Genomic DNA, 12,362 nt, shown 5'->3' with positions numbered 1-12,362 from the left:
TCCGCCGGACAGGCCCTAGACGCCGACCCATTCCTCGGTGCCGTCGGTGAACGTCTGGTGCTTCCAGATCGGGACCTCGCTCTTGAGGTCGTCGATGAAGCGGCGGCTGGCCTCGAACGCCTCGCCGCGGTGCGGGCAGGAGACGGCGACGATCACCGCGATGTCGCCGACCCGCAGTTCACCCACCCGGTGGACGGCGGCCAGCGCGCGTACCGGGTAGTCGGCGGCGATCTTCTCGGCGATCCCGCGCAGTTCGGCCTCCGCGCTGGGGTGCGCCGAGTACGCCAGACCGGTGACCTCGGCGGCCGAACCGCCGTCGTGGTCGCGTACCGTCCCGACGAACAGCGCCGTGCCGCCGGCCGCGTCGTCGCCGACCGAGGCGAAGACCTCGTCCAGCGACAGCGGGGTGTCGCGGATCGCGAGCAGCCGGATCGGACCGTCGGCGGCCCGGGCGCGGTCGGCGGGGGCGGCGTGTTCGCCGTGCGTGGATGCCATGCGGCACATGCTGCCTCATATGCCCGCGATACGGAAAGCGGCTTCCACCGCCGCGGGGCGACGGACACGCCTTCGGATCTATCGGATCTAGAGGCCGCGCCGCTTGCGGGCCCTGCGCACCAGCGCCGCCGTACCGACAAGCGCGACCGTGGCGCCCGCCGCGCCCAGCGTCGTGGCGTCCTTGCGGCCGAGCCTGCGGCCCGCGAGCGAATTGCGGCCCTCGACCTCGGCGAGCAGCTCGGCCAGCACCTCCTCGTTGGACCACTGCGGGCGCCAGCCCGCCTCGTGCAGGCGGCTGCCGCTGACCACCCACGGGTGCATCGTGTACGCGAGGTCCCCCGCGGGCGACGGGGTCAGGCCGAGGCGGTGCAGCCGGGCGGCGGCGCCGAAGGCGATGGCCGCGGGCAGCTCCATGCGCCTGATCCCGGTCAGCTCCTCGATCTCCTCCTGCTCCAGCCAGCCGTCGCAGCCCACCGCCATCTCGCCGTCGACCTTCTCCAGGACGGCGTACTCCAGCGCCGACACCAGGTCCTCGACGTGGCAGAACTGCCAGCACGGCCTGCTGCCCGCCACCACCAGCAGCCGCGGCGACTCGAAGTAGCGGGTCAGCGCGGTGTCCGTGCCGCCGACCAGGACGGCAGGGCGCAGAACCGTCACATTGAGGCCGGGGTGGGCGCGCGGGGCACGGCGGCCGAGCCGTTCGATCTCCAGCAGGTCGTCCACGAAGCTGGCCTCCGAGGTGGCCCGCAGCGGGGCGTCCTCGGCGAGCGGCACGTCGTTGTCGGCCTGGGCGCCGTAGACCATCGCCGAGGTGCACAGCACCACACGGTGCACGCCCGCGGCAGCGGCGGCGGTCAGTACGGTCTGCGTGCCGCGCACATTGAACGCGGACCGCGCCTTGGCGTCGGATTCCAGGTCCAGGTCGAGCGCGAGGTGGACGACGACGTCCGCGCCGCGCAATTTGTCGGCGATGACCGGGTCCCGCACGTCGAGCACCCGCCAGGTCGCACCGGGCACGTCACCGCGCCGTTCGTCGATCGCCACGACCTTCTTGACCTGGTCGGATTCCACGAGCCTGAGCGCCAGCTGGCGGCCCACGCCGGACGCGGCGCCGGTGATCGCGACCACCGGTCCGGACGCGGCCCTGCCCGCGCTCCGCTCTGGGCGAACGTGTCCTTCTGGGGAACTCACCGGGTGTCTCCCACGGTTGTTTCAAGTACGGGTGCGGCTGGCGCACGCCATCGGCGTGACGTCGGTACGCAGCCATCCTGCCTGACACGTGTCTAGGCTGGAGGTACTGCCCGTACACCGAGCCCGACACAACCCCAGCCCATCACAACACAGAGCCGAGGAATCCCGTGAGTGACAACCCATTCGGATTCGGCGTCCCTCCCGAGGAGCCCGAGGACGGGGACGACGGCCGGAAGAACAAGGGCGAAGGGGGCCAGGGCGGAGCGCCGAACCCGTTCGGCTTCGGTGGCGTCGGCGGCGGCGCCGCCGGCGACAACCCGTTCGCGGCGATGTTCGGCTCGCTCAACCCCAACGACCTGGGGGCCGCCTTCCAGCAGCTCGGCCAGATGCTGTCCTACGACGGCGGCCCGGTGAACTGGGACATGGCCAAGGACATCGCCCGCCAGACGGTCGCCCAGGGCACCCAGGACGGCGTCAAGGACGCGACCGTCGGCCGCGCCGACCGCTCGTGGGTCGAGGAGGCCGTACGGCTGGCGGATCTGTGGCTGGACAGCGCCACCTCGCTGCCGTCCGGGTCCGGCTCCGCGGTGGCCTGGAGCCGCGCGGAGTGGGTCGAGGCGACGCTTCCGGTGTGGAAGGAGCTGGTCGACCCGGTCGCCGAGCGCGTCGCCGGGGCGATGGGCGATGTGCTGCCCGAGGAGATGCAGGCCATGTCCGGCCCGCTGATCGGGATGATGCGCTCGATGGGCGGCGCGATGTTCGGCTCCCAGATCGGGCAGGCGCTCGGCACCCTGGCCGGTGAGGTCGTCGGCTCCACCGATGTCGGCCTGCCCCTGGGCCCGGCGGGCAAGGCCGCGCTGCTCCCCGCGAATGTGACCGCCTTCGGCGAGGGCCTGGGCGTCCCGCAGGAGGAGGTGCGGCTCTACCTGGCGCTGCGCGAGAGCGCCCACCAGCGGCTCTTCGCGCACGTGCCGTGGCTGCGCGCGCATCTGTTCGGCGCCGTGGAGGGTTACGCGCGCGGGATCAAGGTCGACACCGCGCGGCTGGAGGAGGCGGTGGGGCAGCTCGACCCCTCGCAGCCCGAGCAGCTTCAGGAAGCGCTTCAGCAGGGCATGTTCCAGCCCGAGGACACCCCGGCGCAGAAGGCGGCGCTGGCCCGGCTGGAGACGGCCCTCGCGCTCGTCGAGGGCTGGGTGGACGCGGTCGTGCACGAGGCCGCCGCCCCGCACCTGCCGTCCGCGGGCGCGCTGCGCGAGACGCTGCGCCGCCGCCGCGCCACCGGCGGTCCCGCCGAGCAGACCTTCGCCACCCTGATCGGTCTTGAGCTGCGGCCCCGCAGGCTGCGGGACGCCTCCCGGCTGTGGGCCTCGCTGACCGACGCCCGCGGTGTCGACGGCCGCGACGGCCTGTGGGCGCACCCCGACATGCTGCCGACCGCCGCCGACCTGGACGACCCGGACGGCTTCGTGCACAGCGAGGGCGTCGACTTCTCCGAGCTGGACAAGATGCTCGGCGAGGCCGCGAGCGGCGGCGACCGCAAGCCCGAGGCGCCCGGCGACGCGGCCGACAAGGGCGAGAACCCCGACGAGGACGGCGACTCCGGCAAGTGAGCCTTCTGCACGCGGACGCGGTCGGCGTCCTGGAGCGGTGGAGTGCGCCCGACGAGGGGCAGGAGCGGCTGCGCGAGGAGTATCTGGCGCACCTGGCGGCGTATCCCGACGGCATGTGGAAGGCGTGCGCCGACGGGCACATCACGGCGAGCGCGCTGGTGGTCGACCCACCGCGCGAGCGCGCCCTGCTGACGCTGCACGCCAAGCTGCGCATGTGGCTCCAGACCGGCGGCCACTGCGAGCCGCAGGACACCACCCTGGCCGGGGCGGCGCTGCGGGAGAGCGCGGAGGAGTCCGGGATCGCCGGTCTCGGCCTGCTGCGGCCCGAGCCGGTGGCTCTGGACCGGCACCGTACGCCCTGCGCGTGGCATCTGGACGTGCAGTACGCGGTCGTCGCCCCCGAGGGCGCCGTCGAGGCGATCAGCGACGAGTCGCTGGATCTGCGCTGGTTCGGCTACGACGAGGTCGCGGCGGTCGCCGACAGCTCCGTACAGGCGCTGCTGGGCCGGATACGCGCGCTGACGCGGAGCGCCTGACACGGGCCGGAAAGAGGTGGCCGTTCAGGACCCGGGTCCTGGACGGCCACCTCTTTTGTGCGGCTTTTCACGGCCTTCGTACGACGAGGTCGGCGGCCTTCGTGCGGCGAGGTCAGTTGGACCAGATGTTGCCCTGGTTCTGACCGTGGCCCTGCGGACCCATGCCGTACTGGGCGCGTACGCCCTGGCCGATCACCGCGTTCTGCGGCGGCATCAGCTCGCTGGGCTGGACCAGGACGTATCCCTGGCCGACGAAGTTCAGCTCCCAGCCCTCGCCGGTGTTGCCGCGGCGGCGGAAGACGGAGGAGCTGCTGGTCTGCGCCTGCATCTGGACGCGCAGGCTGGTCGACCAGGCGACGACGGCGTCCGCGTCGCAGGACACGTACTTGTCGGGCGTGACCGGCATCAGCAGCGGCTTGCCCGACGTCATCAGGGCGACCTTGCCCTGCCCCGAGATGTTGAGGTTGTACGCGCCCGTGCCGGACAGGCCGAACTGGCTGTCCACCGCGATCACGTCCCAGTGCAGCCCGGAGTCGAGCGCGAGGACGTACGCGCTGTCGACGGTCAGGCCCTCGTGGTCGACGTCCAGGATGTGGATCTGCTGGGCGAGGTTGGCGAGGTAGACGGTGCCCTGCCCGGAGCAGCGCATCAGGTCGAGGCCCTCGCCGGTGTGGCGGCGGGCGCCGCGCTGGCCCTGCGACTGGTACTCGCCGTCGAATTCGATCATGCCCTGGTAGGCGACCATCGAGCCCTTGCGGGCCAGGCAGTCGGGGCCGGTGTTGCCGTCGAGGCGGACCCGCAGGAGGTAGGAATTCTGCAGGGTGTAGTGGTCCTGGTTCTGGACCTCGGTGAATGCGAAAAGCGGGCTCTGCATGATGGTGTCGCTCCCCCTCAGCCCCGGATCCGGAGACGGTCAGTGCTGTCCTCGCTGGGCTGGACGACCACGAAGCCCTGGCCGGAGAAGGCGATCTGGAAGGCCTCCCCGCTGCCGCGGCCGATCAGCGCCCCGGCCCTGAAGCTGCGCTTGGCCTTCATCTTCAGCCCCGACGACCAGGCGACGAGCGCGTCCGGGTCGACGTAGGTCTCGTCGGCGCCGCTGCCGCAGTCGACCACGATCGGCGTGCCGCGCGAGGTCACCGCGACCCAGCCCTGACCGCTGACCCCGACGTTGAACAGGCCCTGACCGGCGAATTTGGCCAGCCCCTTGACCCGCTCGACACCCCAGGTGAGGTGCGCGTCGAAGGCGAGCAGATTCGTGCCGTTGACGGAGACCGACTCGTTGTTGAGATTGAGACAGACCACGTCGGCGCCGTAGTCGGCGAGGTAGAGCAGGCCGTCACCGCTGCACTTCATCAGCGGGGCGCTCTCGCCGGTCAGCCAGGCCGAGGCCATCTGCCGTACGGCGGGCGGGTTGGGCTCGTATTGCACGAAGCCCTCGTAGGCGACCATCGAGCCGGTGCGCGCGAAGAGGTCCTGGCCGGTCACCATGGCGACCTTGAGCATCGACGAGCCGTGGTTCTCCATCCGGGCGGCCACCGGTGCCGGTGCGTAGCCCGCGATCATCTGCTGGTCCATGGCGGGTCACACCTCGTAGGGCTGGACGACGATGAAATTACCGGGGGCGCCGCGGAACTGGAGGTTCACGGTCTCGCCGCTGTGGCCGGGATACGCGGTCCTGCGCAGCCTCACCTGGCTGGAGACGATCACCTGTGAGGCGGCCGACCAGGCGACGATCGCGTTGCTGTCCGCGTAGGTGGTCGGGGTGACGGGCAGCACCACGGGGGTGCCGTGCGTCTTCACGATGACCGTGCCGGTGCCCTGGAACTGCATGGTGAACAGGGCGCCGCCGGGGATGCCGTGGCCCTCGATCCTGCGCACCTCGTGCTGGAGGGATTCGTCGAAGGCCAGCACATTCTCCGCCGAGACGCAGATGGCGTCGCCCTGGAGCTCGATGGGGTGCAGATAGGCGGCGTTCTCCGCGAAGAAGACCTGGCCGCCCCCGGTGCAGCGCATGAGCTGCATCTCCTGGCCCGTGGCGTTGCCGACGATGCGGCCGGTGAAACCGGCACCCTTGTAGCCGAAATCGACTTTGCCCTGGTAGAGCACCATGCTGCCCTGCCGGGCGAGGACCGGCTGGCCGCCGCCCTGGCCGAGGTCGGCGCGCATCATCTTCGGATTCTGCTGCGTCCAGCGCTGGCCGGTGGGCGTCTCGCGGTACTTCTGCATGGCGGCGGCGAGGCCCGCGTTCTGCGCGGGGACGGCGGGGGCCGCGTAGCCGCCGCCGGGCGGGCCGGGGGGACCCGGCTGGCCCGGCACCTGGCCGAAGGGCGGCTGACCGCCGAATCCGGGGGCGGCGGGGGGCGCGCCGGGCGGCGGGACCTGGCCGAAGGGCGGCTGTCCCGGCGGGGCCTGGCCGGGCGGCGCGGTCAGGGGCGCGACCATGGTGGGCGCCTGGTGGAGGCCGGGGTTGCCGGGCGGCGGCGCGAAGCCCTGCGGCGCGGGCGCGGCGGGCGGGCCGGGAGGCGCGCCGAAGGCGGGCGCGGGAGCCGGGGGCGGTACGGGGGCGGCCGGCGCGGGTGTTCCGAAGGCCGGAGCGGGGGCCGCCGCGGGGCCGGGCGGAGGTGCGAAGCCGGGTACGGCGCCGGGCGGCGCGAAACCGGGGGCCGCGGCCTGCTCGGGCGCGGCGGGCTCGTCCTCGGCGACCTCGCCGCCGAAATTCCGCAGCAGCGCGTCGAGCCCGCCGTCGAAGCCCTGGCCGACGGCGGCGAAACGCCACACGTCCTTGAGATAGATGTCCGCGACCATCACGGCGCGTTCGGTGGTGAATTCCGCGCCGGTGAAGGCGTACCGCGCGACTTCCTCACCGCCCGCGACGAGCCGCAGATAACCGGGGGCGACCTGCGACATCTGCCCGTTGCCGTCGATCGTCGCGGTGAACGCCAGCTTGTGCACGTTCGCCGGTATGCGGTCGAGAGTGACACGGAAGGACTCGGTGTCGCCGGACTGGGCGCCGAGGAGCTGGATCGACTCCTCGGGCGACTTGGGCTGGTTGAAGAAGATGAAGTAACGGTCGTCCGACAGTTGTTCCTTGTCGTCGAGCCCGAAACAACTGATGTCGAAGGTCAGGCCGGGGCCGGAGATCTGTACACCGACATACAGATCCGTCCCCGCCGTCAGATCACTGATCTTGGCCTTGTGGCCACGCTGGAATTCCCTGGCCATGGATACGACCGTCCCCCATCCCCTCATTGCTGCGCTCGCGATGCGGCGCTTGTGCTGCCGCGCCGACGTGGCGACAGGCTAACCGGTCGTGCCGACAGCGGCTATTCCTCGCGGGAACCGGGCGGATGCGGCAGCCGGTCGGCCGCCACGACGCCCTCCAGGAAGCCGCGGGCGCGCTCGGTGCGCGGATAGCTCTCCAGCAGTCGCCAGAAGCTCGGGCCGTGTCCCGGCACGAGCAGGTGCGCCAGCTCGTGCAGCAGCACGTAGTCGATGACGTACTCGGGCATCCCCTGGAGGCGGTGCGACAGGCGGATGCTGCCCTCGGAGGGCGTGCACGAGCCCCAGCGGGAATTCTGGTTGGTGACCCAGCGGACCGTGTCGGGCACGGCCCGGCCGAGCAGATACTGCTCGGACAGCCGTTCCGCGCGGGCGGCCAGCTCGTCGTCGCCGGGCATCCGGCGGCTCTCCTGCGCCGCCAGCTTCTCCAGCATCGTGGTCACCCAGCGCTGCTCCTCGGCCGCCGACATTCGGGCCGGAATCAGCACGACAGTTCGGTCGCCGTCGCGATATGCCGAAACCGTTCGGCGCCTGCGGGCACTGCGGCGCACTTCCACCGCATTGGTCCGTAGGCCGCTTGCGGGCTGGCTGGAGAGGCTACGCGCTGGATCGGCGGACACGCCTTCGACGTTACCCGCTGCGTGTCCGGGAAGTCCCGTCTCCCGGCCGGTTCGCATGGGAATCACCTCGCTTCATACGCATATTGAACGACTATCCCCCACAACCTGTGGATAACTCTCCGGGAGTTTCGCCGGGAAATGGCATGCTGAGTTCTGTCGCTTACGGAGAGTGACGAGGGAAGTCGGAATGGGGAATTTCGCCGGGCGGGCCGGATGGACGGGACGGGCTGGCCGGTGGGCGGCTCTCCCGGTGGACCTTCTTGCGGACGTCCTTGCGGACGTCCCGGTGGACCTCCCGGTGGATCGAGTGAACGGATGGACGGGGGTGACGGTCATGCGTCCCATGCTCAAGAGCGCGCTGCGCCGCAGTTGGCGGGACAGGGAGAGCGTGCAGTTCGGGGTGGACCCGGCGCACGCGGTGGTGCTGGAGCCGGTCGACGGCGCGGCGGCCGGTTTTCTCGACCTGCTCGACGGCACGCGCGGCGCCGACACGCTGACCCGTGACGCGGGTGCGCTGGGCCTCGGGCCCGCGCAGGTCAGACGGCTGCTCGGGCTGCTCGCCGAGGGCGGCGTGCTGGACGACGCGGCGGCGCACAGCGCGCTGGCGGAGGCGGTACGGCACCGGACGGCGGCCCTGGACCGGCTCAGACCCGATCTGGCAGCACTCTCGGTGGTCCACCCGGGTCCCGGCGGGGCGGCGGGCCGGATACGGCACCGCAGGGCGGCACGGGTGCGGGTGCACGGGGCCGGGCGGGTCGGCGCCGCCGTGGCCTCGGTGCTGTCGGCGGCCGGGGTGGGCTCGGTGGACGTGCTGGACAGCGGGCGCGTCGAGCCGTGGGACACCGGCCCCTGCGGCATCCCGGCCGACCACATCGGGGACCGGCGGGACGCGGCGGCCCGTGGCGCGGTACGGCGGGCGGCGCCGGGCCCGCGTACGACGCCGGGCGAGCGCGGCAGACCCGGCGCCACGGTGGTGGTGATCGCGCCGAGGGACGGGCTGGACGCCTGGGCACCGGATCCGGGCGAGTCCCGGCGGCTGGTCGCCTCCGGGGTGCCGCATCTCTACACGGGTGTGGTCGAGGGGACGGGCGTGGTCGGTCCGCTGGTGCTGCCGGGTCGGACGGCGTGCGGGGAGTGCCTGGGGCTGCGGCTGGCCGACGAGGACCCGGCCTGGCCCCGGATGCTGGCCCAGCTCAGGTCGGGGCGGCAGCCCGCGGTGCCCGCCTGCGACATCGCGCTGGCCACCTCGGTGGCCGGGCTGGCGGCCGGACACGTGCTGGCGCACCTGGATGGACGGGTGGCGCCGGGGGTAGGCGGCCGGGTGGAGATGTCGCTGTCCCGGCTCACCACCAAGGTCAGGGCGCTGCCCGGTGACAGCCGCTGCGGGTGCGGTGCCGGGACCGCCCGCGGGGCGCGGGACGGCCGGGACACCTGGGGCGGCGCAGACGGGGGCAAAGCGGCGGAGCCGACGACAACCGGTGCTCGCTGGGACGGGGCGCCGGTGGCGGGGGGCACAATGGCCATGTGACCGACGGGAAATGAGGGGCGCATGTCTGATCTTCCGCGCAAGGCTGTGACCCGTACCGCGAAGCTGGCGGCGCTCCCTCTCGGGTTCGCCGGACGGGCCACGCTCGGACTGGGAAAGCGGCTGGGGGGCAGACCGGCCGACGAGGTCGCGACCGAGTTGCAGGAGCGGACCGCGGAACAGCTCTTCAAGGTGCTCGGCGAGCTGAAGGGCGGGGCCATGAAGTTCGGCCAGGCCCTGTCGGTCTTCGAGTCGGCGCTGCCGGAGGACATCGCCGGGCCCTACCGGGCGGCGCTCACCAAGCTCCAGGAGGCCGCCCCGCCGATGCCCGCCCGCACCGTGCACAAGGTGCTGGCGGAGCGGCTGGGCAAGGACTGGCGCTCACTGTTCAGCGAGTTCGAGGACACCCCGGCCGCCGCCGCGTCGATCGGCCAGGTGCACCGGGCGGTGTGGAGCGACGGGCGCAAGGTGGCGGTGAAGGTCCAGTATCCGGGGGCGGGCGACGCGCTGCTGTCCGACTTGACGCAACTGGGCCGGGTGGCACGGCTGTTCGGGCCGCTGGTGCCGGGGGTGGACGTGAAGCCGCTGCTGGTGGAGTTGCGCGAGCGGGTCGAGGAGGAGCTGGACTACGCCCTGGAGGCCAGGGCGCAGCACGCGCACGCGGAGGAGTTCGCCGAGGACCCGGACGTCCACGTGCCGGATGTGGTGCACCAGGCCGACGAGGTGCTGGTCACCGAGTGGATGGACGGCGTGCCGATGTCGGAGGTGATCTCCGGGGGCAGTCAGGAGATGCGGGACCGCGCGGGGCAGCTCCTGGCGCACTTCCTGTTCGCCGGGCCCGCCCGCACCGGGCTGCTGCACGCCGATCCGCATCCGGGGAATTTCCGGCTGCTGGTCGACGACGGGCCCGCCGAGGGCTGGCGGCTGGGCGTGCTGGACTTCGGCACCGTCGACCGGCTGCCGGAGGGGCTGCCGCTGCCGATCGGCACCGCCCTGCGGCTGGCCCTGGAGAGCGACGCCGACGAGGTCTACGCGATGCTCCGCCAGGAGGGTTTCGTGAAGCCGACGATCAAGCTGGACGCCGAGGCCGTGCTGGACTATCTGCGGCCGATCATCGAGCCGGCCGGGCGCGAGGAGTTCACCTTCGACCGGGCGTGGATGCGCGCCCAGGCGGCCCGGATCGCCGACCCGCGCTCACCCGCGCACCAGCTCGGCAAGCAGCTCAATCTGCCGCCCTCCTATCTGCTGATCCACCGCGTCACCCTCAGCACCGTCGGGGTGCTGTGCCAGCTCGGCGCGACGGTCCGGCTCCGCGACGAGCTCAACGCGTGGCTCCCCGGCTTCGACCCCGAGGGCACGGCGGAGTCGGCCTGAGCGGGCACGGACGCCGGGCGGCGGCGGACGGCTGGCGCTGAAGGCTGGGTGCTGGGGCGGCCGGGCGGCTGGGAGCCGCGCTACCACCACGCGGAGTCGAGGCGGCTCTCGATGCTGCGGAGGTGCTGGCGCGCGCACGTGACGCAGAAGTACACGCGGTGTCCGTTCTCGACGGAGCAGGTCCACGTCAGCGGCAGGCCATCGTGGGTCTCGCCGCAGCGGGCGCACGTGGTCGTGGTCGTGGTCTGAGAGTTCTTCTGATCCACTGGTTGACGATACCTCCGCATGCGCCGCGTTTGTCGCCGTAACGCACCGCGGGGCCGGTCCTTTCGGACCGGCCCCGCGTCAAATGTTGGTAACTGCCTGACTGGTTACTGCATGACGGCCATCGCCAGTGCCCGGCGGGCACGGAGCGAGGCGCGTTCGGCACGGCGCTGGAGTCGGCGGGCGGCGAGCAGCCGCACGGACCTTCGTTCGTGTTCGGCCTCGTACAGGCGCTGTTGCATATGGGCACGCGCCAGTGCTTCTGGCATGAGTTGCATTTCGAGGTTCCTGTTCTGGTACGACGCGGGGGCGTCGGAAGTACGGGCTGCGGGGATCTCGGTGAGTGTGGGGTTCATCGGGGCCTGATTCTTCGGGTCGAGCGTGAGTGGGCGGTCAATCGTTCCGGGCAGATGCGCCGTGGTGGCGCTTCGGGTGGTGCGGGCCTTCCTGACGTTCCGGGTCGGCCGGGTCCTCCTGGCGGTCATACCGCGACCGCGTCCTTGCGCGGACGGCCACGGGGCCGCTTGCGGGGCACGACTACACCCTGGATGAACAGCTCGCCGCCCCAGACACCCCAGGGCTCGCGGCGGTCCTTGGCCCCGGCGAGGCAGGCCTCACGGACGGGACAGGTCTGGCACAGGGACTTCGCGTACTCGACGTCCGCCGGCGACTCGGCGAAGAAGACCTCCGGGTCGTAGGTGCGGCACGGGACGGGCACGCCGAGTCGCTCGATCTCGTCGTCGAGCTCGGTGAGGGGCAGCAAGGGAGTCTCCGGGTCGTGGTGTGCTTCTGCGGGCGAGCGGTTCAGGTCGGGCTGGGGTCCGGACGGGGCGTGCTGGGCGGTAGGCACGGTTGGTTCGTTCCTCGTCTGTCGGTCCGGCCGGTGGGCCGGTTTTCTGTTTCTGCCTGTCCTGCGGAACAGGCTTTCTGTCTGGAGAGAAAACAGAAGGGCCGCGGATCCCGGTCTGGGATTCCGCGGCCCTGAGGCGCCGACCTGATGCGTTATCAGGCTGGATCACTCCAGGGTTCGAGCCCGCGGAAGGCCCACTTGCCGTACTGCTGCGTCTTCTGCTGTCCATTGCCATTGGCGAAGCCGCCGCTGGCGAAGCCGTCGATAGCGCCCTTGGCCTCAATCGCAGCCTTGGCGGTACCAGCGCCGGCGCCGTTGGCCGCCGCCGCGAAGGCAGAGGCATGCGCCAGAACCTTCGCCGCTACCGCTGCCGCGGGCGCCTGCATCGGTCGCTCGTTCCGCTCACGGATCGGCAGAACCGGGAGCAGGGCGGAGGACAGACGGGTGGCACGCGGCGAAACGCCGAGGGGGCAGGTGGCGACGACCGAACGATCGGTCATTTTCACGGTGGTCATGATGCTGATCATTGGGCTCGCCTCCTCTCGGCGTCGTAGTGCGGATGGAACGGACTGCTAGTACATCACGATCAGACCCGCTCTTGGAAGAGCCGCTCTCGAC

Annotated in this window: 14 protein-coding genes; 4 read left to right on the top strand and 10 right to left on the bottom strand. The window is 71.8% G+C overall.

Going from position 1 to position 12,362, the window contains the following annotated elements; all coding sequences use genetic code 11:
• Positions 1 to 15 precede the first annotated feature (15 nt).
• Together ACFZAM_RS09575 and ACFZAM_RS09570 are read right to left on the bottom strand one after the other, a co-directional pair.
• Positions 16 to 495 (bottom strand): molybdenum cofactor biosynthesis protein MoaE, encoded by a 480-nt coding sequence (locus ACFZAM_RS09575; RefSeq protein WP_355347389.1) that lies wholly within the window; start codon positions 493 to 495, stop codon positions 16 to 18.
• An 87-nt stretch (positions 496 to 582) separates the two neighbouring features.
• The gene (locus ACFZAM_RS09570) at positions 583 to 1,686 is read right to left on the bottom strand and encodes an SDR family oxidoreductase (RefSeq protein WP_355347392.1); all 1,104 of its coding nucleotides are present in this window, start codon (positions 1,684 to 1,686) and stop codon (positions 583 to 585) included.
• Between the two features lie 167 nt (positions 1,687 to 1,853).
• On the opposite strand from ACFZAM_RS09570, the gene ACFZAM_RS09565 reads away from it, so the two are divergent.
• Together ACFZAM_RS09565 and ACFZAM_RS09560 are read left to right on the top strand one after the other, a co-directional pair.
• Positions 1,854 to 3,296 carry a zinc-dependent metalloprotease gene (locus tag ACFZAM_RS09565; protein ID WP_355347395.1) on the top strand — a complete coding sequence of 481 codons (1,443 nt, stop codon included), beginning with the start codon at positions 1,854 to 1,856 and terminating at the stop codon, positions 3,294 to 3,296.
• Positions 3,293 to 3,832: an NUDIX domain-containing protein gene (locus ACFZAM_RS09560; protein WP_391044330.1), complete on the top strand. Its 540-nt coding sequence runs from the start codon at positions 3,293 to 3,295 to the stop codon at positions 3,830 to 3,832. Before ACFZAM_RS09565 ends, ACFZAM_RS09560 begins: the two co-directional genes overlap by 4 nt.
• Positions 3,833 to 3,944: 112 nt before the next feature.
• Here ACFZAM_RS09560 and ACFZAM_RS09555 read toward each other — a convergent pair whose 3' ends face one another.
• The 4 genes from ACFZAM_RS09555 to ACFZAM_RS09540 all read right to left on the bottom strand — a co-directional run bounded on the left by ACFZAM_RS09555 (position 3,945) and on the right by ACFZAM_RS09540 (position 7,788).
• The gene (locus ACFZAM_RS09555; protein WP_355348694.1) at positions 3,945 to 4,706 is read right to left on the bottom strand and encodes an AIM24 family protein; all 762 of its coding nucleotides are present in this window, start codon (positions 4,704 to 4,706) and stop codon (positions 3,945 to 3,947) included.
• A gap of 17 nt (positions 4,707 to 4,723) precedes the next feature.
• Positions 4,724 to 5,407, bottom strand: coding sequence for an AIM24 family protein (locus tag ACFZAM_RS09550; protein WP_188285752.1), 684 nt, complete (start codon positions 5,405 to 5,407; stop codon positions 4,724 to 4,726).
• A 6-nt stretch (positions 5,408 to 5,413) separates the two neighbouring features.
• Positions 5,414 to 7,054 (bottom strand): TerD family protein, encoded by a 1,641-nt coding sequence (locus ACFZAM_RS09545; protein ID WP_391044326.1) that lies wholly within the window; start codon positions 7,052 to 7,054, stop codon positions 5,414 to 5,416.
• 101 nt (positions 7,055 to 7,155) lie between these two features.
• Positions 7,156 to 7,788, bottom strand: coding sequence for a M48 family metallopeptidase (locus ACFZAM_RS09540; RefSeq protein WP_355348687.1), 633 nt, complete (start codon positions 7,786 to 7,788; stop codon positions 7,156 to 7,158).
• Between the two features lie 277 nt (positions 7,789 to 8,065).
• On the opposite strand from ACFZAM_RS09540, the gene ACFZAM_RS09535 reads away from it, so the two are divergent.
• Both ACFZAM_RS09535 and ACFZAM_RS09530 read left to right on the top strand, forming a co-directional pair.
• A complete protein-coding gene (locus tag ACFZAM_RS09535; RefSeq protein ID WP_391044323.1) occupies positions 8,066 to 9,259 on the top strand; it encodes a ThiF family adenylyltransferase in 1,194 nt (397 codons plus the stop codon).
• Between the two features lie 21 nt (positions 9,260 to 9,280).
• On the top strand, positions 9,281 to 10,630 hold the full coding sequence (locus ACFZAM_RS09530; protein ID WP_355348681.1) for an AarF/ABC1/UbiB kinase family protein: 1,350 nt from the start codon (positions 9,281 to 9,283) through the stop codon (positions 10,628 to 10,630).
• 80 nt (positions 10,631 to 10,710) lie between these two features.
• Here ACFZAM_RS09530 and ACFZAM_RS09525 read toward each other — a convergent pair whose 3' ends face one another.
• The 4 genes from ACFZAM_RS09525 to ACFZAM_RS09510 form a co-directional block, all read right to left on the bottom strand.
• Positions 10,711 to 10,896 (bottom strand): hypothetical protein, encoded by a 186-nt coding sequence (locus ACFZAM_RS09525; RefSeq protein WP_223187396.1) that lies wholly within the window; start codon positions 10,894 to 10,896, stop codon positions 10,711 to 10,713.
• A gap of 105 nt (positions 10,897 to 11,001) precedes the next feature.
• Complete coding sequence (locus tag ACFZAM_RS09520) at positions 11,002 to 11,250, bottom strand: hypothetical protein (protein WP_188283322.1); 249 nt, start codon at positions 11,248 to 11,250, stop codon at positions 11,002 to 11,004.
• A 125-nt stretch (positions 11,251 to 11,375) separates the two neighbouring features.
• Positions 11,376 to 11,744 (bottom strand): WhiB family transcriptional regulator, encoded by a 369-nt coding sequence (locus tag ACFZAM_RS09515; RefSeq protein ID WP_391044318.1) that lies wholly within the window; start codon positions 11,742 to 11,744, stop codon positions 11,376 to 11,378.
• 155 nt (positions 11,745 to 11,899) lie between these two features.
• Complete coding sequence (locus ACFZAM_RS09510) at positions 11,900 to 12,271, bottom strand: hypothetical protein (RefSeq protein WP_355348677.1); 372 nt, start codon at positions 12,269 to 12,271, stop codon at positions 11,900 to 11,902.
• Positions 12,272 to 12,362: the final 91 nt, after the last annotated feature.

Source organism: Streptomyces sp. NPDC008079 (assembly GCF_042957385.1).
Lineage (GTDB): Bacteria > Actinomycetota > Actinomycetes > Streptomycetales > Streptomycetaceae > Actinacidiphila.
Note: the sequence above shows the minus strand (reverse complement) of the source record. Positions and strands in the feature narration are given on the sequence as shown.

Coding starts and splice junctions, on each gene's coding strand:
- ACFZAM_RS09575 (WP_355347389.1), bottom strand. CDS start 495: ATGGCATCCACGCACGGCGAACACGCCGCCCCCGCCGACCGCGCCCGG.
- ACFZAM_RS09555 (WP_355348694.1), bottom strand. CDS start 4,706: ATGCAGAGCCCGCTTTTCGCATTCACCGAGGTCCAGAACCAGGACCAC.
- ACFZAM_RS09550 (WP_188285752.1), bottom strand. CDS start 5,407: ATGGACCAGCAGATGATCGCGGGCTACGCACCGGCACCGGTGGCCGCC.
- ACFZAM_RS09545 (WP_391044326.1), bottom strand. CDS start 7,054: ATGGCCAGGGAATTCCAGCGTGGCCACAAGGCCAAGATCAGTGATCTG.
- ACFZAM_RS09540 (WP_355348687.1), bottom strand. CDS start 7,788: ATGCGAACCGGCCGGGAGACGGGACTTCCCGGACACGCAGCGGGTAAC.
- ACFZAM_RS09535 (WP_391044323.1), top strand. CDS start 8,066: ATGCGTCCCATGCTCAAGAGCGCGCTGCGCCGCAGTTGGCGGGACAGG.
- ACFZAM_RS09530 (WP_355348681.1), top strand. CDS start 9,281: ATGTCTGATCTTCCGCGCAAGGCTGTGACCCGTACCGCGAAGCTGGCG.
- ACFZAM_RS09520 (WP_188283322.1), bottom strand. CDS start 11,250: ATGAACCCCACACTCACCGAGATCCCCGCAGCCCGTACTTCCGACGCC.
- ACFZAM_RS09510 (WP_355348677.1), bottom strand. CDS start 12,271: ATGATCAGCATCATGACCACCGTGAAAATGACCGATCGTTCGGTCGTC.